19 protein-coding genes are annotated in these 18,797 nt (G+C 68.8%); 8 read left to right on the forward strand and 11 right to left on the reverse strand.

The window, feature by feature from the left end:
- Window positions 1-90: 90 nt before the first annotated feature.
- Together MRS60_RS29275 and MRS60_RS29280 are read right to left on the reverse strand one after the other, a co-directional pair.
- Window positions 91-1,512 (reverse strand): sensor histidine kinase, encoded by a 1,422-nt coding sequence (locus MRS60_RS29275; RefSeq protein WP_034182067.1) that lies wholly within the window; start codon window positions 1,510-1,512, stop codon window positions 91-93.
- Window positions 1,499-2,164 carry a response regulator transcription factor gene (locus MRS60_RS29280; RefSeq protein ID WP_034182068.1) on the reverse strand — a complete coding sequence of 222 codons (666 nt, stop codon included), beginning with the start codon at window positions 2,162-2,164 and terminating at the stop codon, window positions 1,499-1,501. Before MRS60_RS29280 ends, MRS60_RS29275 begins: the two co-directional genes overlap by 14 nt.
- 238 nt (window positions 2,165-2,402) lie before the next feature.
- Between MRS60_RS29280 and MRS60_RS29285 the strand changes: the two genes are divergently transcribed.
- From MRS60_RS29285 to MRS60_RS29295, 3 genes are all read left to right on the forward strand, one after another.
- Window positions 2,403-3,419: an ABC transporter substrate-binding protein gene (locus MRS60_RS29285; protein WP_243566119.1), complete on the forward strand. Its 1,017-nt coding sequence runs from the start codon at window positions 2,403-2,405 to the stop codon at window positions 3,417-3,419.
- A 110-nt stretch (window positions 3,420-3,529) separates the two neighbouring features.
- Window positions 3,530-4,840 carry an MFS transporter gene (locus MRS60_RS29290; RefSeq protein ID WP_243566120.1) on the forward strand — a complete coding sequence of 437 codons (1,311 nt, stop codon included), beginning with the start codon at window positions 3,530-3,532 and terminating at the stop codon, window positions 4,838-4,840.
- Window positions 4,841-4,933: 93 nt separating this feature from the next.
- Window positions 4,934-5,209, forward strand: a complete 276-nt coding sequence (locus tag MRS60_RS29295) for a YlcI/YnfO family protein (protein WP_034182071.1) — start codon at window positions 4,934-4,936, stop codon at window positions 5,207-5,209.
- Window positions 5,210-5,324: 115 nt separating this feature from the next.
- Here the strand turns inward: MRS60_RS29295 and MRS60_RS29300 are convergent, their stop codons facing one another.
- Both MRS60_RS29300 and MRS60_RS29305 read right to left on the reverse strand, forming a co-directional pair.
- The gene (locus MRS60_RS29300; RefSeq protein ID WP_175746594.1) at window positions 5,325-7,112 is read right to left on the reverse strand and encodes a sensor histidine kinase; all 1,788 of its coding nucleotides are present in this window, start codon (window positions 7,110-7,112) and stop codon (window positions 5,325-5,327) included.
- The gene (locus tag MRS60_RS29305; RefSeq protein ID WP_243566121.1) at window positions 7,109-7,756 is read right to left on the reverse strand and encodes a response regulator; all 648 of its coding nucleotides are present in this window, start codon (window positions 7,754-7,756) and stop codon (window positions 7,109-7,111) included. Before MRS60_RS29305 ends, MRS60_RS29300 begins: the two co-directional genes overlap by 4 nt.
- Window positions 7,757-8,079: 323 nt before the next feature.
- Here MRS60_RS29305 and MRS60_RS29310 point away from each other — a divergent pair, with 323 nt between their 5' ends.
- Together MRS60_RS29310 and MRS60_RS29315 are read left to right on the forward strand one after the other, a co-directional pair.
- Window positions 8,080-8,532 carry a hypothetical protein gene (locus MRS60_RS29310; protein ID WP_034182074.1) on the forward strand — a complete coding sequence of 151 codons (453 nt, stop codon included), beginning with the start codon at window positions 8,080-8,082 and terminating at the stop codon, window positions 8,530-8,532.
- A 102-nt stretch (window positions 8,533-8,634) separates the two neighbouring features.
- Window positions 8,635-10,653 carry a VTT domain-containing protein gene (locus tag MRS60_RS29315; RefSeq protein WP_243566122.1) on the forward strand — a complete coding sequence of 673 codons (2,019 nt, stop codon included), beginning with the start codon at window positions 8,635-8,637 and terminating at the stop codon, window positions 10,651-10,653.
- Window positions 10,654-10,677: 24 nt separating this feature from the next.
- Here the strand turns inward: MRS60_RS29315 and MRS60_RS29320 are convergent, their stop codons facing one another.
- Both MRS60_RS29320 and MRS60_RS29325 read right to left on the reverse strand, forming a co-directional pair.
- Window positions 10,678-11,007 carry an addiction module antidote protein gene (locus MRS60_RS29320; protein WP_006752118.1) on the reverse strand — a complete coding sequence of 110 codons (330 nt, stop codon included), beginning with the start codon at window positions 11,005-11,007 and terminating at the stop codon, window positions 10,678-10,680.
- Complete coding sequence (locus MRS60_RS29325; protein WP_243566123.1) at window positions 11,004-11,336, reverse strand: type II toxin-antitoxin system RelE/ParE family toxin; 333 nt, start codon at window positions 11,334-11,336, stop codon at window positions 11,004-11,006. The genes MRS60_RS29320 and MRS60_RS29325 overlap by 4 nt, the downstream gene beginning before the upstream one ends.
- 493 nt (window positions 11,337-11,829) lie before the next feature.
- Between MRS60_RS29325 and MRS60_RS29330 the strand changes: the two genes are divergently transcribed.
- Window positions 11,830-12,339, forward strand: a complete 510-nt coding sequence (locus MRS60_RS29330) for a GNAT family N-acetyltransferase (protein ID WP_243566124.1) — start codon at window positions 11,830-11,832, stop codon at window positions 12,337-12,339.
- A 16-nt stretch (window positions 12,340-12,355) separates the two neighbouring features.
- Here the strand turns inward: MRS60_RS29330 and MRS60_RS29335 are convergent, their stop codons facing one another.
- Both MRS60_RS29335 and MRS60_RS34985 read right to left on the reverse strand, forming a co-directional pair.
- Entirely contained in the window at window positions 12,356-13,309 is a 954-nt protein-coding gene (locus MRS60_RS29335; protein ID WP_034182078.1) for a leucyl aminopeptidase (aminopeptidase T), read from the reverse strand.
- 58 nt (window positions 13,310-13,367) lie between these two features.
- The gene (locus MRS60_RS34985) at window positions 13,368-13,490 is read right to left on the reverse strand and encodes a hypothetical protein (RefSeq protein WP_006479692.1); all 123 of its coding nucleotides are present in this window, start codon (window positions 13,488-13,490) and stop codon (window positions 13,368-13,370) included.
- Window positions 13,491-13,969: 479 nt separating this feature from the next.
- Here MRS60_RS34985 and MRS60_RS29340 point away from each other — a divergent pair, with 479 nt between their 5' ends.
- Window positions 13,970-15,220, forward strand: a complete 1,251-nt coding sequence (locus MRS60_RS29340; protein WP_105389710.1) for a YbfB/YjiJ family MFS transporter — start codon at window positions 13,970-13,972, stop codon at window positions 15,218-15,220.
- Window positions 15,221-15,231: 11 nt separating this feature from the next.
- On the opposite strand, the gene hpaC is transcribed toward MRS60_RS29340, so the two are convergent.
- Window positions 15,232-15,795 carry a 4-hydroxyphenylacetate 3-monooxygenase, reductase component gene (gene hpaC, locus MRS60_RS29345; protein ID WP_243566125.1) on the reverse strand — a complete coding sequence of 188 codons (564 nt, stop codon included), beginning with the start codon at window positions 15,793-15,795 and terminating at the stop codon, window positions 15,232-15,234.
- A gap of 351 nt (window positions 15,796-16,146) precedes the next feature.
- On the opposite strand from hpaC, the gene MRS60_RS29350 reads away from it, so the two are divergent.
- Complete coding sequence (locus MRS60_RS29350) at window positions 16,147-16,779, forward strand: response regulator transcription factor (protein ID WP_044845365.1); 633 nt, start codon at window positions 16,147-16,149, stop codon at window positions 16,777-16,779.
- 88 nt (window positions 16,780-16,867) lie between these two features.
- Here the strand turns inward: MRS60_RS29350 and MRS60_RS29355 are convergent, their stop codons facing one another.
- On the reverse strand, window positions 16,868-17,611 hold the full coding sequence (locus MRS60_RS29355; RefSeq protein ID WP_131946920.1) for an SDR family NAD(P)-dependent oxidoreductase: 744 nt from the start codon (window positions 17,609-17,611) through the stop codon (window positions 16,868-16,870).
- 59 nt (window positions 17,612-17,670) lie between these two features.
- Window positions 17,671-18,795, reverse strand: coding sequence for an amidase (locus MRS60_RS29360; RefSeq protein ID WP_243566126.1), 1,125 nt, complete (start codon window positions 18,793-18,795; stop codon window positions 17,671-17,673).
- Window positions 18,796-18,797 lie beyond the last annotated feature (2 nt).

Genomic DNA, 18,797 nt, shown 5'->3' on the forward strand with positions numbered 1-18,797 from the left:
GCGCAGCGCCGCTGATGCTGCCGACGACAGCGACGATTGACGGCTGCGGCTCACCCGCATTTGATTGACCACACGCCCGATTCCACTGGCCTACGCTTCGCCCGCACCGATCCCCGCCGCCCGCGGAAACGTCAGCACCACCGCGAACCCGCCCGCATCCGGAAACGCGAACCCGACGCGCCCGCCGTGCGCCTTCATCACTTCCTGAACGATCGCGAGCCCGAGGCCCGACCCCGTGCGCCGCTCGCTGCCGTCCGGCGCGATTCGCACGAACGGCTGCAATGCGGCGGCCCAGTGCTCGCGCGGAATCCCGCGGCCGTTGTCGGTGACGGTCAGCGTGACCGCGCCGTCGGCGTTGCCCGTGGTCGCGACCGATACGACGATGTCGTCCGCATGACCGTGCAGCAGCGCGTTGTGCAGCACGTTCGACAGCGCTTCCTGCAGGCTGATCGCATCGCCGTCGATCCATGCAAGCGGTGCGTCGCTCGCGAACGCGACCGCAACATCACGCTCGCCCGCGAGCGGAATCACGCGGCCGAGCACGTCCTTCGCGAGCGCGACGAGTTCGACCGGTTGCAGCGGCACGGCCTCGATGCGATGGATTACCATCGCGTGATTGAGCAACTGGCCGGTCAGGCGGCCGACGTCCGCGCTGGTCGCGCGCAGCGCGTCGAGGCGCGCCGCATGGCGCGCGGGATCGGATTCGCCGTCGAGCAGTTCGATCTGCGCGTCGAGCCGCGCGAGCGGCGTGCGCATCTGGTGCGCGGCGTCGGCGATGAAGCGCTGCATCGCGTTGATGCGTTCGGCCAGGCGGTGTATCAACCCGTTGATCGAGCCGATGATCGCGTCGATCTCGCTCGGCGTGTCGACGGCCACCGGCCGCAGGTCGGCCGGGTCGCGCGCGGCGATGATGGTGCCGATCTGCGCGAGCGGGCGCAGGCCGCGCCGGATCGCGAGGCCGCTTGCGCCGATCGCGAGCACGCTCATCAGCAGGATCAGCGTCCACACCTTGATGCTCATGTCGTTCGTGAGCTGCTGGCGCGCGTTGGTTGTTTGCGCAACGGTCACGAGCGCCCAGCCCGGCGTGCTTTCCTCGGGCATGTAGCGCGCGATGGTCGCGGTGCGGATCCGGTGCCCCTGGTAGACGGCGTTCGCGAATGCGGGGCCCTGTTTCGCGGCGGCGAGCGTCGCGGAGCTCGCGAGATCGTTGTAGCCGGCCACGACGATGCCGCGCGAATCGACGACCTTGTAGTAGACGAGGTCGTAGCGCGACAGCGTCGACAGCGCGGCCACCGGCGGATTCAGTGCGAGCACGCCGCCCTGCACGTAGAGGTTCTCCGCGACCTGGATCGACGCGCCGGCGAGCAACTGGTCGTACGCGCGTTCGGCAGCTACCCCCGCGTAGTAGCGCGCGATCGCCGCGAGCGCGAGCGCGCCGGTCGCGACGACGAGTGCGATGAAGAGCAGCGTGCGTCCGAACAGCGTCTTCGGGAACCAGTCAATGCGCGGCAATCTGATACCCCATCCCGCGCGCGGTGCGAATCTCGACCGAGCTGCCCTGCAGCTTTCTGCGCACGCGCGTCACGTACTGCTCGACCGCGTTCGCGGTCGGCTCGTTGCCGAAGCTGAACAGCTGGTTCAGCAGTTCTTCCTTCGAGAAGATGCGCTGCGGGCGGCTCGCGAGGATTTCGAGCAGCGCGAATTCCTGGCGCGACAGCGACAGCGGCTGGCCGTCGAGCTCGGCGAGGCGGCTGCTGCGGTCGATCACGAGGCCGCCGAGCGTCAGCACGTCGTTCGCGTGGCCGCTGTTGCGGCGCAGGAGCGCCTGCACGCGCGCGTCGAGTTCGCGGTAGTCGAACGGCTTCACCAGATAGTCGTCGGCGCCGAGGCCGAGGCCGCTCACGCGGTCGTCGATCGCCGAGCGCGCGGTGACGAGCAGCACGGGCGTCGTGCTGCCCGACGCGCGCAGGTTGCGCAGCACCGAGAATCCGTCCATGCCGGGCAGGTTCGCGTCGAGCACGACGAGGTCGAAACGCTCGACGCGCAGCAGCCCGTTCGCGGTCGCGCCGTCGGTTTCGAGATCGACCGCGTGGCCGAGCCGCGCCAGGCGGCTGCGGATCGCCGCGCCGATTTCGGCATCGTCCTCCACGACGAGAATGCGCATGGTGCCGTTTTGCAGGTGGATGGATTAGGGGTTTTCCCGGGGCCGGGATGTCAGCATTTTCTCAGACTCGGTCGATAACCTGTGTCGAGCCGGAAGAAGCACGCAAGGACGGCATTAATACCAGAAATATTCAAGGAGACGGCAACATGCAGCAAGTCACGGGCACGACGCACGCGCGGCGCAGCGCGCCGCCGGCCTTCGCGTGGCCGTTTGCCGCCCGTCGCACGGCGGCGCGCGCATGACGACGTCGTCGCGTCGCCGCGCGTTGATCGCCGCCGGGCTCGGCGTGCTCGCCGCGCCGTCGCTCGTGCGCGCGAAGCCGCGCACCGTGCGAATCTCGAAAGGCTATGGCGTGCTGTACCTGCCGCTGCTCGTGATGGAGAAGCAGCGGCTGTTCGAGCGGCACGCGGCGCGGCATGGCGTGCGCGACGTCGCGGTCGACTGGGTGCTGCTCGACGGCGGCAATTCCGTCAACGACGCGATGATGGCCGGCACGCTCGATTTCGCGGGCGCCGGCGCGCCGGGCTTCATCGAGCTGTGGGCGCGGGCGCGCGGCATCCCGAACGTCGAGGTGATCGGCATCAGCGGGCTGTCGACCACGTCGCTGTCGCTGAACGCGAACCGTCCGGGCCTCATGTCGCTGCGCGACTTCACGTCGTCCGACCGGATCGCGGTGCCCGGCATCCGCACGTCGCTGTCGGCCGTCGTGCTGCAGATGGTCGCGAGCCGGCAGCTCGGTCCGAAGCATTTCGCGCAGCTCGATTCGATCACCGTGAACCTGCCGCATCCGCAGGCGATGCAGGCGCTGATTCGCCGCGAGAACGGCGTCACCGCGCACTTCACGTCGCCGCCGTTCTCGACGCTCGAGTTGCGGCAGCCGGGCATCCACCGCGTCGTGAGTTCGGTCGACGTGCTCGGCCCGCTGACGCTCGACGTCGTGTTCGCGCCGAAGCGGCTCGTCGATACGGAGCCCGCGCTGGCCGCCGCGTTTCTCGGCGCGCTCGACGAAGCGAACCGCCTGATCGCGCAGGACCCGCGCGCCGCGGCCGCGCTCTATGCGGCGTCGTCGGGCGTCGGCGTGTCGCACGACGACGTGATGCGGATGCTCGCCGCGCCCGACACGCGCTTCTCGGTGCGACCGAACCAGTTGATGGACTACGTCGAATTCCTGTACCTGGCCGGCACGATCAAGGCGAAGCCGCGCGCGTGGCACGAGATGTTTGCGCCGATGCTCGACGACTACCGGTCGGGTTGAGCGCCGGCGGCCGCTCTCAAACGATATTCATCGAAACATTCCGCGCTTGCGCCTTCGTTGCGCGGCGCCGATTCAACCGATACGCAACCGATTCACGCAAGGAGCCCGTAGTGAACGCTACCGAAACCCTGGACCCCGCGTCCGCCGAAGAACAGCGCATCATGTCGAAGGTGGCGCGGCGCCTGCTGCCCATCCTCGTCGTGATGTTCCTGATCGCGTTCATCGACCGGCAGAACGTCGGCTTCGCGAAACTGCAGATGGTGCACAGCCTCGGGATGACGGAGGCCGCGTTCGGGCTCGCGTCGTCGCTGTTCTTCATCGGCTACCTGCTGTTCGAGGTGCCGAGCACGCTCGCGCTGCATCGTTACGGCGCACGCGTATGGCTCGCGCGGATCATGCTGACGTGGGGCCTCATCACCGTGCTGATGGGCTTCACGACGTCGATGCCCGCATTCTGCACGCTGCGCTTCCTGCTCGGCATCGCCGAGGCCGGTTTCTATCCGGGCGTGATCTACTACCTGACGCTGTGGTTTCCGCAAAGCTACCGCGCGAAGGTGCTCGGCATCTTCACGCTCGGCAGCGCGCTCGCGAACATGCTCGGCTCGCTGGTCGGCGGCGTGCTGCTGAGCCTGAACGGCGTATGGGGGCTGGCGGGCTGGCAGTGGGTGTTCATTGCAACCGGCATCCCGGCCGTGATCGTCGCGATCGTCGTGTTCCGCGTGCTGCCCGCGTCGTTTCGCGAGGCACCGTTCCTCGACGAGCGCGAGAAGCAGATCGTCGCGGCCGCGCTGGAGCGCGAGAAGCCCGCGCAGGCCGAGCACGGCCAGCCGTGGAAGGCGCTGCTCGATCCGCGCGTGATGCTGTTCGCGGCGACCTACATGCTGATGTCGACGTCGCTGTACGGCGTCACGTACTGGCTGCCGACGCTCGTGAAATCGTTCGGCGTGTCGAGCAGCACGAACGGCTTCCTGAGCATGCTGCCGTGGGCGCTCGCGGTGCTGCTGCTGGTGTGGCTGCCGGCGAAGCTGCGCCGCGCGAAGAGCATCCTGCGCACGATTGCGATCGTCGCGGCGCTCGGCGCGCTCGGCTTCCTGCTGAGCCTCGTGCTGCCGTCGACGCCGCTGCGCTTCATCGCGCTCGTGTTCGGCGGCGCATGCATCCCGCTGCTGTATCCGTGCTTCTGGTCGATGCCGCCGCGTTATTTCACCGGTGCGCGGGCGGCGGCGAGCGTCGCGGCGATCAACTCGATCGGCAACCTCGGCGGCTTCTTCAGCCAGAACCTGATGCCGTTCGCGGGCAAGGTGACGGGCACCGCGTTCGGGCCGATGATCGTGCCGATCGTGTGCCTCGCGCTGCTCGGGATCGGCGCGCTGGTCGCGTGGACGCGGTCGGAGCGGGGGATGGTGGCGGCGCGGGTGTGACGCGCATGGATGCGTGGCTGCCCCAACCGGTTCACGCTCCTGGCGCGTGCCGGTGTGCTACCGTGCGGTCTATTGGCACACGTGGGGAATGCAATGAATTCTGCGACGAAGTCCGCGTTCCGGATCGATCCGCAATTGCTTGAAGCCGCTGAATCCGTTCTGGCGAAAAACGAGACGCTTTCCGCATTCATCGAATCGGCGTTGCGCGCTCGCATTGCACGCCGGCGCGTGCAGCGCGAGTTTGTCGCGCATGGCCTGGCATCGCGCGACGAGGCGCGGCGGACCGGCGAATACATCGATGCTGCAAACGTTCAGGCAGAACTCGAGCGCATGCTGAAAGCGGCACGGGCGACAAAAGCGGTCGAGTAAGCCATCGGGACAGCGAGGATCGCGGAGCAAGTCACGATCCTCGCCGTCCGCCATCAACTAGAAGACGACTACCACTGACCGCGTCAGCGACGCCGCGCCATCGCATCCCGCCGACCTACCCGCCCGAAGCCCCATCCCCGCCATGCGCAACCGCCACCTGCGGATGCGACAGCGGAATCTCCACCTCGACCGTCGTACCTTCACCGAGCGTCGTCGTAATCTGCAGCGTGCCGCCGACGAGATACGCACGCTCGCGCAAGCCGACCAGCCCGAACGAACTCGACTTGCGCGGCGCACCGGGATCGAACCCCGCGCCGTCGTCGCGAATCGTCAGCGCGATCGCATCGTCCCGGTGCACGAGGTCCACGTCCGCATGCGACGCGGCCGCATGCCGCGCGATGTTCGCGAGCGCTTCCTGCGCGATGCGGAACACGGCCGTCGCATACGGTTCGTCGAGCTGCAGTTCGGGCGGCTCGACGTGCAGCGCGCACGCGATCCCGTGACGGTGCCGGAAATCCTCCACGAGCCATTGCATCGCCGCGGCGAAGCCGAGATCGTCGAGCATCAGCGGGCGCAGGTCCGACGCGATGCGCCGCGTCGCGGCCACCGCGCCGCGTGCCATCGTGTGCATCGCCGCGATCTTGCGCGCCAGCGGCGCGTCGTCCTGCGGCACGCGGTCGATCAGCCATTCGAGATCGTTCTTCAGCGCCGCGAGCGTTTGCGCGAGTTCGTCGTGCAGCTCGCGGGCGATGCGGCGCTGCTCGGCCTCGCGCGCGGTCGCGCTGATCGCGGCGATCTCGCGCAGTTCCTCGCGTGACGCCTGCAGCGCCCGCTCCGCGCGCACGCGCTCCTCGACTTCGCGCCGCAGGTCGCGGTTCGATGCGCTCAGTTGCGCGGTGCGCGCGGCGACGCGCTGTTCGAGCCGTTCGTTCGCCTCGTTCAACTGCGCGCTCTTCTGCACGACGAGCAGATGCTGGTAGCGCGCGCCGGCCAGTGCGCGCACCGTCTGCGCATGCAGCCGGCCGTTCTCGAACAGCATCGCGAACAGCACGACGCCGGACGCGACGAGGCCGTATGCGCGGCCCGCGTAGAAGCCGAGATCGAAGCGCCCGTGATTCAGCATCGACGACAGCGCGATGTCGAACAGCCAGGCAACGAGCACGGTCATCACCCAAAGGTCGAGCACGGAATGGCGGCGCCGCTGCCGCCACATCAGCATCAGCGCAACCAGGTTCAGCCCCCAGACGACTGTGATCGCGTTCTTCATCGTCGCGGCCATCCGGTTGCCGTGCATGATGCGCGGCAGCAGGTCGTGGCCGGCGGTCGCGAGCACCGCGAGCGCGGCCGTCGCGGCGACCGCCGCGGCGATGCAGAGCACCACCGGAATCGCCGCGCGGCGCTGCGGGGCCGGGATCGGGCGCGTGCGCGACGCCGCGCGCAGCAGTGCGTACGCGGCGACCGCGAGCGGAAAGCCGCCGTGCCAGAACAGGTACAGCCACGCGGTGGTCTGTTCGCCGGCGCCGAGCAGGCCCGTCGGCGCGAACAGCCCAGGGAAGGTCAGCATGTGCGTGCCGGCCATGAAGCCCGTGAACAGGTAGCCGCCCGCTAGCGCGAGCAGTGCTTTCTCGCGGAGGATCGCGTACTGGCCGAGCAGGAGGCCGGCCGTCACCATGTCGTTGACGACGATCGCCGACTGGTACACGGGGATGAACGCCCAGCCCGGCGCGAGCGGCATGCCCGCGAACGGCGCGAGCGTGGCGAAGATCACGGCCGACACGAGCACGGTCGCGATCGCGAGCCGCCGCTCGCGCCGCCCGGGCGGCAGCGACGACATGAACAGGCGCGACGCGTCCGGATCGGCGTCGTCCGCGGGGGCAGGCGGTAAGTGGAGGGTGGTCGTCATGCGTCGTCGACGCCGGGGTCGAGATCGTGGCGCATCGCGTAGCGGACCAGCGCGGCTTCGTGCGGCAGTTCCATCTTCTCGAGGATCCGCGTCTTGTACGTGCTGACCGTCTTCGCGCTCAGCGCGAGTTCGGACGCGATCTGCGTGACGGTCTGGCCCGCGACGATGCGGTGCATCACGTCGAGCTCGCGCGCGGACAGCCGTTCGTGCGGCAGCATCTCGGCTGGCGTGCGCAGCGTGCGCGCGAGGCTTTCGGCCGCCGACGGGCTCACGTAGACGCCGCCCGCCGCGACCTTGCCGACGGCCTCGACGAGCTCGGCGGTCGCGCTGTCCTTCGTCAGGTAGCCGGTTGCGCCGGCCTTGAACGCGCGCGCCGCGTACTGCGCCTCGGCGTGCATCGTCAGCACGAGCGTGCGCAGCGACGGCGCATGGCTCTTGACCAGCCGGATCAGCTCGATGCCGGTCGGCGCGGGCATCGACAGGTCGAGCAGCAGCACGTCCGCGGCGCTGCGCTCGGCCAGCGCGAGCGTGGCCCGGCCGTCGCTCGCCTCGCCGACGATTTCGAAACCGCCGGCCCTTTCCAGGATATGACGCAGTCCGTCCCGCATGACTGCGTGATCGTCAGCCAGAATTACCCTGATCATCGAGCGACCCTCTTCGGGATGACGCCGCGGACCCTGCCGTCCGGTTGCCGCCGCGACTGTTCTTCCGATCAATATATTCCGCCGAATCCCAAAACGGTACACATCCGGGAAATTTTCGAGATATCCGACCCTGGAATGTGTACTGAACCGAAGCAATCGACGGAAAGGAGAGTAGCGTGGACCGCTTGTGGAATAGGGTATTCCCTGATGGCTGGTGCGCCCGGGGCGGACCAGCGCGGCGTCACGCGAAGCGCCCCGCGAACGGCCCCGATTCGGGACTAAACTGGTGCCCGATGCCACCGCGACAACCGAGGAGCCCCGCGATGATCGACCTTGCCGATATCCTTCCGTCCGCACTGCCTGCCGCCGTCGCATGGGCCGAAGCGGAAGCGGCGCGCGGGATCGCGCAGGGCGCGCCGCTGACGCCGGCGCAGGCCGACGACGCGCGCACCGTGGGCGTCGCGCAGCCGGAGCGGATCCGCGTCGTGATCGTCGACCGCATGCCGTTCCCCGAAACGCCAACGCTTGCCGCGATCGCCCGCGACACGGGGCTGCTGTCGCCGGGGACGATCGGGCTCACGCTCGGCCATGCGGTGTTCGTGCTGCGCGGGCAAGACACGCGCCGCCTGCTGACCCACGAATTCCGTCACGTGCATCAATTCGAGGCCGCCGGGTCGATCGGCGCGTTTCTCGCGCGCTATCTGCACGAGATCGCGACGGTCGGATACCACGATGCGCCGCTCGAGGCCGATGCGCGGCAGTACGAGTTCGATTGACTTCCGACGCCGGCGCGACCGCGCGCACCTCGCGATGAACGTTTCCCACGCCACTGCCGGCCCGGTGTTCGCACACCGGGCCGCACCGCTTTGGAGTGCGCGATGAGCGACACGATCCACGCGTGGATCGGCGCGATCGGCGCGCATCCGCTGCTCGTGCTGGCGATCGTGTTCTTGACCGCCTGCGCCGAGGCGATCGCGCTGGTCGGCACGGTCGTGCCGGCCGGTGCCGTGATGTTCGCGGCCGGCGCGCTGATCGGCGCGGGCGCGCTCGACGGGTGGACGACGATCGGCGTCGCGGCCGTCGGCGCCGTGGTCGGCGACGGGATCAGCTACGAGCTCGGGCGGCACTATGGCGGGGTGATCCGCAACGCGTGGGCGCGCTTCGGCTATGCAGCCGCTTACGCGCGCGGCGAGGAGTTCGTGCTGCGTCACGGCATGAAGAGCATCGTGCTCGCGCGCTTCCTCGCGCCGGTGCGCGCGGTGGTGCCGGTCGTCGTCGGCTGCGCGATGCTGCCGCGCCGGTCGTTCTATCCGGTCAACGTGATATCGGCACTCGTGTGGGCGCCCGTGCATGTGGCGCCGGGCATCCTGTTCGGCGCATCGGCCGTCCTGGCCGCGGCGATCAGCGTGCGGGTCGCCGCAATCCTGGCGGTCGTCGCCGCGCTGGTCGCGCTGGTGTGGATCGGCGTGCGCGTCGCGCTGCGGCGCGGCTGGCCGCTGCTGCGTCGCGCGCTCGTCGAAGTCGTGCACGCCTGCGCGCGCCGCTGGCCGCGCTTCGGCGCGCGGCTGCACGACACGATCGCGCACGTGCGCCGCCTGCCGGGCGCGGTGCCCGTGCTTGCGCTGCTGTTCGTCGGCTGCGTGTGGCTGTTCGCGGGGCTCGTGCAGGATGTCGTCGCGAACGATCCGCTGATGCAGGCGGACATCGCGCTGTACGCGTTCCTGCAGAACCTGCGCACGCCGCCCGTCGATGCCGCGATGAGCGCGCTCGCGGTGCTGCACGGGCACGATACGGGGCTGATCGTCGCGGCCGCGTTTCTCGTCTGGCTGATGATTCATCGCTGCTGGCTGACGTCCGCGTGGTGGCTCGCGACGATCGGCATCGCCGTCGTGCTCGTACCGGTGTTCGGCGCGGGCGTGCCCGGCGCGACGCCCGCGAGCCTGCCGCCCGGCGCACCGCACATGCCGCTGCCCGATGCCGATGCCGCGTTCGCGATTCTCGCGAGCAGCGGCCTCGGCTGGGTGCTCGCGCACGACGGACCCGCGCGGTGGCGCATCCCGGTCGTGACGGCGGTCGTGCTGTGGATCGTGCTCGGCGGCTTCGCGCGGTTGTATGTCGGCGACACGTGGCTGTCGGGTTTGCTCGGCGGCTGGAGCCTCGGGCTGGCGTGGTTCGCGGTGCTCGCCGGCGCTTATGCGTACTGGCGCGTGCGCGAGCATGTGCAGTCGAGGGGGGCGCTCGTCGCGGTGGTCGTGGTGCTCGCGACGGCCGGCGTATGGACGGTTCCCGCGCAATGGCAGCTCGACCGCGCGGCGCGCCCGCATGTCGGCGACGTGGTTGCGATGACCGTCGATCAGTGGATGCGCGGCGGGTGGCAGCGCGTGCCGACGCGGCGCACCGAGATCGGCGGCGATCGCGAGGAATATCTGCCGCTGCAATGGAGCGCGACGTCGGACACGCTCGATCGCCATCTCGCTCAGGCCGGCTGGCAGCGCGCGACGCCGTGGTCGCCTGCCACCGCGCTGCGCTGGCTGTTGCCGCAGGCGCCGGCCGACACGCTGCCCGTGCTGCCGCGCTACACGCACGGCGAGAGCACGCGCCGCGTGTTCGTCCGCGTCGACCCGGGCCACCCGGAAAGCCGTGTCGTGCTGCGGCTGTGGCGCTATCCGTACGCGCTGCAGGATGCGCTCGGCACGCGGCCGCTGTGGTACGGTGCACTGTATCGCGAAACGCTGCACCGGCCGGCGAGGCTGATAACGATCGTGAGGACGACGCCGATCGACGATGCGGCGGCGATCGCGCAGGCGCTGGCGGTCGAGCCGACGATCGAGCATCCGCCGACGGGGATGAATGCCGCGCCGGCCGGGATGCTGCTGGTGTGGATGACCAGGCCGTGAGCGGGCAGGCGGGCCGTGCGCCGCTTACGCGTGCGCCGGCTGCGCGGGGACGACGGACAGGCGCAGGCCGACCGTCTTGAGCACCGCGAGCAGGGTTTTCAGCGTCGGGTTGCCGTTGGGGGACAGCGTGCGATACAACGATTCGCGGCTGATGCCGGCTTCGGCCGCGACGGCACCGAGCCCGCCGTACGCTTCCGCGACCGTGCGCAGCGCGAGCAGGGCGGCCGCGCGGTTGTCGGGATCGTCGAGCGATTCCATTGCGACGCGCAGATAGGCCACCGCGAGTTCGCGATCGGCGCCGAGCTCGGCGACTTCCGCGTCGTGGTGCGATACCGCGCCTTTGAGCTTGTTCATGTTTGCCTCCGTTTCCAGTTCGACCAGTGTTCCTTTGCGCGCCTGATGTCGTCGGGTTGACCGCCCTTGTCGCCGCCGGACAGCAGCAGCACCAGTGCACCGCCGTGCCGGCCGAAGTACACGCGATAGCCGGCACCGACGTGGATGCGCAGTTCGATCACGCCTTCGCCGACAGGCACGCAATCGCCGAAGTTGCCCGTCTGCACGCGGCGCAGGCGTTCGCGAATCCGTGCCTGGGCGAGCTTGTCGCGCACGGCGTTCAGCCATTCGGTGAAAGGCTCGCGACCGTCGTCGCGCTGATAGCGAAGCAGTTCGAACTTGGATAGCATTGTAACTTATAAGCTACAGAGGCGGTGAGGGAAACGAGGCTGCCATGCGGCCTGCCACAGGTGGTGTGAGCGGGGTGCAATGCACGTGGCGCCGGTCGTCGGATCGAGACGGCATGCAACGCAGCGGCGCCGCGGCCGGAGCGCATGCGGCGCCTTCATGGTTCGGGGTTTCAGGCAGCGAAGCCGGCTTCCCGGACGACGATCATTCTTTCATCCGGTGCGTACGGCGGCGATTCGGCCGAATGGCCTGTGTCGATGGCGCGATGACGAGGCATGCGCCGGGTGTGGAGTGTCCGGAGGGAATGACGTGAACGGCAAACCTGCCGGCGTCGCGGCGACGAGCGCCTGTCGGGTTTCTCGCCGGCGCTTGAGCGCCGGTACCGCATGCCGCCGGCCGCGCACCGCAGCGGCGTGCCGCGGGACGTCAGCCATCGACGAATCGCGGTACGATCGATTGCCTTCCGGCCAACATCGCCTTCACGAGAGAACCCGCATGATCACGCTTCGCCCGATGACCGAGGACGATTTTCCGCGCTTCTGGCCGACCTACCGCGCCATCGTCGCTGCTCAGGAAACCTATGCATTCGATCCCGCACCGACGCCGGAGGCCGCGCGCGCACTGTGGCTCGACGCACCGCTCTGCACGTGGATCGCCGAAGAGGACGGCGTGCTGCTCGGTTCGTACTACCTGAAGGCGAACGCGGCCGGGCCCGGCAATCACGTATGCAACTGCGGCTACATGGTGAGCGAGGCCGCGCGCGGCCGCGGCGTCGCGCGCCTGATGTGCGAGCACTCGCAGCAGGTTGCACGCGAGCGCGGTTTCCTCGCGATGCAGTTCAACTCGGTGGTCGCGACGAACGAGATCGCGGTCGCGCTGTGGCAGAAGCTGGGGTTCGAGATCGTCGGCCGCTTGCCGCGCGCGTACCGTCACGCGCGGCTCGGGTTCGTCGATTGCTACGTGATGTTCAAGTGGCTCGGCGACGCGGTGGCCGCCGAAGCCTGAGCATGCCGCTGCTTCGTCAGACGGCGAATGCGCCGTCGAACACGATCCGCTCGTCGAGCGCGAGCGTGCCGCGCGCGAAGATCAGGTCGAGATGATGGCTGCCGTTTTCGCCGCCGCCGAGCCCGAGATGCAGGCCCGGATGGCGTTCCTCGAATCCTGCATTGCGGCCGTACAGCCCGCGGATCCCGAGGTTCGTGCCGATGCCGAATTCCTCGATCCGCCGGTGATTCGCGTGCCGGTCGAGATAGGTCGAGAAGTCGCGCCGGAAGCCCGCGTCGTCGCTGTCGAAATCGACGATCGTGCTGCCTTCGACATGCAGCGTCGCGAGCCGCTCGGCCACCTTGTACTTGATCGCGAACGGCACGGTGCCGAGAAACGTGCCGCTGAACACGACCGAGCCGTTCAGGTCGGTGACGTGCGTCGCGATCTCGCCGGGCACGATGTCGAGATTGCCCATCCCGTCCACGCTCGTCCATTTCTGGTCCGGCGCGAGCGAGCCCGTCAGCGTGTTGCCGGCTTCGTCGATGAAGCGGATCTGCGACGCGCGCGCGGCCGCTTCGATCAGCCGGCCGTTGCGTGCCGCGATGTCGTCGAGCGATTCGGCGAATGCCTCGTCCAGATGCGGGCCGTAATCCTTGAACAAGACCGACTTGCCCCAGTGCTCGACGATCGCAGGGCGGATCGCCGCGAGGAACGGCGGCCCGCTCGGCGACGGCGTCGGCAGGCACGACGAGTCGTACAGCAGCACGAACAGGTCGGCGCGATCGAGCGCGGCGGCGATGTCGGCGGGCGGGGTGGTTTCGAGGCAGAGGGTGGTCGCGTCGAGCGAATCGGGCAGGGCGGCAAATGCGCGCAACGCGATGTCGCGGTTGCGGGTGTCATAACCGACCAGCAGTTTTCCCGACTCGCCGCGCGCGAGCTTGTCGCGCAGCGCGGGGTGAAAGCCCAGCGCGCGGTGCAGGTTCAGCATGCGTGTCTCCGGAAGCGGCGGAAGGGCCGCGGCCCTTCCGCGAGAACGGGTGGCCCGCTCAGACCGGCCAGAGCGCGGTGCCGAACGGCACCACGGCGTCCTCGACCATCATGTCGACGGCCTCGGGGTGCGTGTCTTCCTGCATCCAGTCAAGCAATTCGATCTGCTGGGTTTCCTGCATGTCAATTCTCCTGTGGTGAACATGAGTGATTCAACATGAAAGCGTGGCTAAAAGATCGCCGCTCCTCATCCGGCATTTCGTGAATGCCGGACGAGTGGCGTCGATAATAGTCTGACGAATTTGCGAATGCAATGCGTTGCAAGATTTTTAGCGAAAGCCTGCTAAACACGGGAAATTCCGGCAAGCGATGCGAGAAAAAGGCGGATAAATAGAATAATGGGGGCGATCTGATTTTCCAATTATCGGGATCGCGGCCGATTAAATGATTTCGGCGATTCTTTTAAATCGGAAATGTAATGGCGCCGATCATTTCGAATCGCGTCATTAATGAAAGACGATCGCGCACGGCAACCGCGCGCCTGGCCGGGCGCGACGGCGCCCCCGGTTTTCTGGCACCATCTGACGATCCTGTGCGACGGACGCGGCCGCGCACGCCGCTGTCCCGGCGGCACGACTCGAACAACGATGGAGACAACCTGATGCCCACGGTGCTGCAACCGGAGCGTGCCGACCCATCGCGGCCGGACGCCGGCGCAATCGACTCCGACCGCATGGCCGCGTGGCGGCTCGCGATCTGCCTGTCGCTCGGCAGCGCGATCGCGCTCGGCCTCGCGCGCTTTTCGTATGCGCTGCTGCTGCCGCCGATGAAGGCCGATCTCGGCTGGACGTTCGCACAGGCCGGCGCGCTGAACACCGCGAACGCTGCGGGCTACCTGATCGGCGCACTCGCGTTTCCGATGCTGTCGCGGCGCCGGCGCGCGGGCACGCTGCTCGCGGCCGGCTGCGCGTTGACCGCGTTGCTGATGGCCGCATGCGGGTTCACGTCGGACATGCACACGCTGCTCGTGCAGCGGCTCGCGACCGGCGTCGGCAGCGCGCTGATCTTCATCAGCGGCGGCGTGCTGGCCGCGCGGCTCGCGTCGGCGTCGCCGCGCGATGCGGGGTTGCTGCTCGGTCTCTATTACGGCGGCACGGGGTGGGGCATCGTCGCGTCGTCGCTGCTCGTGCCGGCCACGCTCACGCATGGTGTGCACGGCTGGCAGCCCGCATGGTTCGCGCTCGCGGTTGCCTGCGTGCTGTTCTCGGCGATGGCCGTGTCGGCCGCGCGTCGTATCGAGCGCGCGCACGCGGCGCAGGCTGCGCCACGCGACGGCGCGGTGCCGGCCGTCACCGCGAGCCCGGCCCGCTTCGCGCTCGCGCTGGCCGGCTACGGCCTGTTCGGTGTCGGCTACATCGGCTATATGACGTTCATCGTCGCGCTGCTGCGCGGCGCGGGGATGAGCGGCACGGTGGTATCGGCGTTCTACGTGATGCTCGGCATCGCGACCGTCGTCTCGGCGCGGCTGTGGTCGCGCTTGCTCGACCGGATGCGCGGCGGCCAGGCGCTGGCCGTGCTCAACGCGCTGCTCGGCATCGCGACGCTGATGCCCGCGATATTCGTACATCCGGCCGCCGCGTTTGCGTCGGGCGTGCTGTTCGGCGCGACGTTCCTGTCGGCCGTTGCATCGACGACCGCGTTCGTGCGGCACAACCTGCCGCCTGACGGCTGGGCGAAGGGGATCAGCGCGTTTACGACGGTCTTCGCGTTCGGTCAGATTGCCGGGCCTGTCGCGATCGGCTGGGTGTCGGACAGCGCGGGGCTCGCGCGCGGGCTCGTGTATTCGGCGCTGACGCTGTTCGCGGGCGCCGCGCTCGCGGCCGGGCAGCGTGCGTTGCGGACGTCCGCGTAGTCAAGCGAAGGTCACCGCACGCACGCCGTGCGAGACACGCGATGAAACGCGCGGCTGAAATAGATGAGGCTGTCGCCGTCGTCGCGTACGCGGATCGACGTCGCCTCGATGAACATCACCGAATGCGAGCCGACTTCCTTCATCTCGGCGATCGTGCCCTGCAGGCTCGCGAGTGCGTCGCGCAGCACGGGCACGTCCTGCTCGCCGCGATCCCACACGGGCAGTTCGAAGCGCCGCTCCATCGGCAGGTCGGTGAGCCCCGCGAAATGCCGCGCGAGCAGTTCGTGCTCGGCCGGCAGCACGTTGATGCAGACATGGCGGTTGCGCTCGAAGGTCGCGTGCATCGCACTCGACCGGTTCAGGCATACCAGCAGCGTCGGCGGCGCGTCGGTGACGGAGCAGACGGCGCTCGCGGTGATCCCGCAGCGGCCGTGCGGCCCGGCGGTGGTGATCACGTTGACGGCCGCGCCGAGGTGGGCCATCGCTTGCCGGAACGCTTTCTGCGCGTCGGTCGGTTCGACGCGTGCAGGTCGCGCGCCAGCGGGCGTGGAGATCGTGGAGGATGAGGCGGACATGGGCGCTCCCGGGTGGACGAAGGCGGCGATCGTTCGCGCTGCCGGTGCAGCGTTCGATCGTCGACGATGACCCAAGCGTACGTCGCGAAAATGCGGACGACCATTCGCACGATTGACGATGAAGATGGCGTTCTCGCCAACGCGTCTAAAGGTTCTACCTAGATGCGCGGCGCGCTGCGCGAAAAAAGCGCGATTGTGCGTTCGTGCGGCACGTAAAAGGGTGTTCAGCGGGTTTTCGGCTCGTTATGATGTACCGCACACCCCCAGCGAACGACGCTCGCGACGAGCCGGCAACCGGCCCCATGCGCGGCGCGTGCGATACCCATACCGATATTTTGCGAGACACCCGCGATGACGTCACCCGCACCGATCGTATACATCGTCGACGACGACAGCGGCATGCGCACGTCGCTCGCGTGGTTGCTCGAATCGGTCGGCATCGCGTCCGAAGGGTTCGCGAACGCCGCCGACTTTCTCGCGCGCTTCGACGTGAACCTGCCCGCGTGCCTGGTGCTCGACGTGCGGATGCCGGAGAAAAGCGGCTTCGACGTGCAGGCGGAACTGAATGCGCGCGGCGCGACGCTGCCGGTGATCTTCGTCAGCGGGCACGGCGATATCCCGATGTCGGTGCGTGCGCTGCAGAACGGCGCGATCGATTTCGTCGAGAAGCCGTACAACTCGCAGCAGATGCTCGAGCGCGTGCAGCGCGCGCTGCGGCTCGCGCAGCAGCGGCATGCGGTCGGCCAGCGCCACCGCGAGCTGCGCCAGCGGCTCGATGCGCTGACCGCGCGCGAGAAGGAAGTGCTGCGCGGCGTGGTCGACGGCAAGGGCAGCAAGCAGATCGCGTCGGACCTGTCGATCAGCGTGAAGACCGTCGACGTGCATCGCGCGAGCATCAAGGAGAAGCTCGGCGCGACATCGATCGCCGCGCTCGTGCGCGACGTGATGGTCGTGTGGGGCGACGACGGAGAGTCGTCGCGCTAGCGGTTCGCATGCATGCTGACGCGGCCGCACCCGAACGTGCCGCGTGCGTGGCACCGGTCGGCACCGCGCGATCGATGCGTACCGCCGCTCAGCGCATGTACAACCCGCCGTTGATATCCCAGCACGCACCGTTCGCGAAATGCGCGTCGCCCGACGCGAGCAGCACGGCTGCGTCCGCAACGAAGCCGGCCGACCCGAGCTTGCCGCCCGGCAGGCTCGCGAGCACCTGACGAAGCTTTTCCGGCGCGACGCTTTCATACACGATCGGCAGATCGAGCGGGCCCGGCGAGATCGCGTTGACGGTCACGCCCTGCGAAGCGAGGTCGCGCGCGAACACCTTGGTCAGCGTCAGCGTGCCGCCTTTCGCGGCCGCGTAGTGTGCGCCCGTCGCCGAGCCGCCGTTCTGTCCGGCGAGCGACGCGATGTTGACGATGCGGCCCGCGCCGCGCGTCGCGAAGTACTGGCCGAACACCTGGCAGCCGAACAGCACGCTGCGCAGGTTCACGTCGATCACCTGGTCGAACTGCTCGGCCGTGATCTCCATCGCCGGCACGACCTTCGATGCACCCGCGTTGTTGACGAGCACGTCGACCGTGCCCCAGCGTGCGACGAGCGCATCGCGCGCCGCTTCGAAATCGCGCTTCGACGTGACGTCGAGCGGCAACGCGATCGCGCGTTCGCCGCTCGGGTCGAGTGCGCGTGCATGCGCATGAATCGCGTCGGCGGCGATATCGGCCAGCGCGACGCGGTAGCCGGCCGCATGAAAGCGTTCGGCAATGACGGCGCCGAGCCCGCGCGCGGCGCCGGTGACGAGGACGATTCGCTCTGACATGGTGCGTGATTCCCTGGTTCGCGGGCGCGCGCTTATCGAAGCCGCGCCCGCATCGTGGTTCATGCGGCGAGCGCCGCTTCGAAGTGTGCCGCGATCGCGCATACCTGTTCGTCAGCGCCGTTGCGCCCGACGATCTGCAAGCCGGCCTTCAGCGGTGAACCGGCGAGCGGAAGCGGCATGCTCAGCGCCGGATGGCCGCTCAGGTTGAACGGCCGGATCAGCGACGACATCGCGATGACCGATACGCCGTCGCGCGCCTGCCGCAGCGTGATCGGCAACGCGGGCAGTGTCGGCAGGACCAGCACGTCGGCGTGTTCGAGCGCGGCGTCGACCTGAGCGGTGAAACGCACGCGGACGGCTTCGGCTTCGGCGAGTGCGGCCGGAGTCGTCGTCGCGGCCGTGCGCAGCCGCGCATCGAGATCGGCGCCGAGCTTGGCCGTCGCGACCAGATGGCCGAACGCGCGCGACGTTTCCGCGTTGATCACGGCGAGCCCCGCGGCGAACGCGGCCGGCATCTCGTCGAGCACGATCGCATGCGAGCGCAGGCCCGATGTACGTACTGCCGCATCGAGCGCGGCGGCGATCGCCGGATCGGCATCGACGGTGATTTGCGCGATCGTGCAGTTCGCCGACGATGCGGCCGCACGCGCACGATCGAAGCCCGGCGCGATTGCGGCCATCACCGCGGCCAGCATGCGGATATCGCGTGCGAACGGCCCGACGCAATCGAGCGTGGTGTCGACGGGCGCCACGCCGCGCCGCGACACGCGACCGAACGTCGGCTTCAGCCCGACTACACCGCAGCACGCGGCCGGCCCGCGAATCGAGCCGCCCGTATCGGTGCCGAGCGCCGCATCGACTGCGCCGAGCCCGACCAGCGATGCGGAGCCGCTCGACGAGCCGCCCGGAATGCGCGATGCGTCCTGCGGATTGACGGGCGTGCCCGTGTAGTCGTTGATGCCGGTCATGCCGAACGCGAGTTCGTGCATGTTCGCCTTGCCGGCGATCTGCCAGCCCGCGTCGAGCAGCAGGCGGACCACGTCCGCATGCTGCGCTGCCGGCGGCGCATCGGCGAGCGCGCGGCTCGCCGCGCGGGTCGGATGGCCGGCGATGTCGATCGTGTCCTTGATCGCGATCGTCGGGCCGGGGCCGCCGAGCGTGAAGGTGTCGATGAAGCCTGTCATGG

Source organism: Burkholderia pyrrocinia (assembly GCF_022809715.1).
Taxonomy (GTDB): domain Bacteria; phylum Pseudomonadota; class Gammaproteobacteria; order Burkholderiales; family Burkholderiaceae; genus Burkholderia; species Burkholderia pyrrocinia_C.

What these genes read in the sequence shown, in the direction of transcription:
- MRS60_RS29315 (WP_243566122.1), top strand. Translation starts at nt 8,635, where the DNA reads ATGAGCGACACGATCCACGCGTGGATCGGCGCGATCGGCGCGCATCCG.
- MRS60_RS29300 (WP_175746594.1), bottom strand. Translation starts at nt 7,112, where the DNA reads ATGACGACCACCCTCCACTTACCGCCTGCCCCCGCGGACGACGCCGAT.
- MRS60_RS29350 (WP_044845365.1), top strand. Translation starts at nt 16,147, where the DNA reads ATGACGTCACCCGCACCGATCGTATACATCGTCGACGACGACAGCGGC.
- MRS60_RS29310 (WP_034182074.1), top strand. Translation starts at nt 8,080, where the DNA reads ATGATCGACCTTGCCGATATCCTTCCGTCCGCACTGCCTGCCGCCGTC.
- MRS60_RS29355 (WP_131946920.1), bottom strand. Translation starts at nt 17,611, where the DNA reads ATGTCAGAGCGAATCGTCCTCGTCACCGGCGCCGCGCGCGGGCTCGGC.
- MRS60_RS29360 (WP_243566126.1), bottom strand. Translation starts at nt 18,795, where the DNA reads ATGACAGGCTTCATCGACACCTTCACGCTCGGCGGCCCCGGCCCGACG.
- MRS60_RS29330 (WP_243566124.1), top strand. Translation starts at nt 11,830, where the DNA reads ATGATCACGCTTCGCCCGATGACCGAGGACGATTTTCCGCGCTTCTGG.
- MRS60_RS29340 (WP_105389710.1), top strand. Translation starts at nt 13,970, where the DNA reads ATGCCCACGGTGCTGCAACCGGAGCGTGCCGACCCATCGCGGCCGGAC.
- MRS60_RS29335 (WP_034182078.1), bottom strand. Translation starts at nt 13,309, where the DNA reads ATGCTGAACCTGCACCGCGCGCTGGGCTTTCACCCCGCGCTGCGCGAC.
- hpaC (WP_243566125.1), bottom strand. Translation starts at nt 15,795, where the DNA reads ATGTCCGCCTCATCCTCCACGATCTCCACGCCCGCTGGCGCGCGACCT.
- MRS60_RS29285 (WP_243566119.1), top strand. Translation starts at nt 2,403, where the DNA reads ATGACGACGTCGTCGCGTCGCCGCGCGTTGATCGCCGCCGGGCTCGGC.
- MRS60_RS34985 (WP_006479692.1), bottom strand. Translation starts at nt 13,490, where the DNA reads ATGCAGGAAACCCAGCAGATCGAATTGCTTGACTGGATGCAGGAAGAC.
- MRS60_RS29325 (WP_243566123.1), bottom strand. Translation starts at nt 11,336, where the DNA reads ATGCTATCCAAGTTCGAACTGCTTCGCTATCAGCGCGACGACGGTCGC.
- MRS60_RS29320 (WP_006752118.1), bottom strand. Translation starts at nt 11,007, where the DNA reads ATGAACAAGCTCAAAGGCGCGGTATCGCACCACGACGCGGAAGTCGCC.
- MRS60_RS29305 (WP_243566121.1), bottom strand. Translation starts at nt 7,756, where the DNA reads ATGATCAGGGTAATTCTGGCTGACGATCACGCAGTCATGCGGGACGGA.
- MRS60_RS29280 (WP_034182068.1), bottom strand. Translation starts at nt 2,164, where the DNA reads ATGCGCATTCTCGTCGTGGAGGACGATGCCGAAATCGGCGCGGCGATC.
- MRS60_RS29295 (WP_034182071.1), top strand. Translation starts at nt 4,934, where the DNA reads ATGAATTCTGCGACGAAGTCCGCGTTCCGGATCGATCCGCAATTGCTT.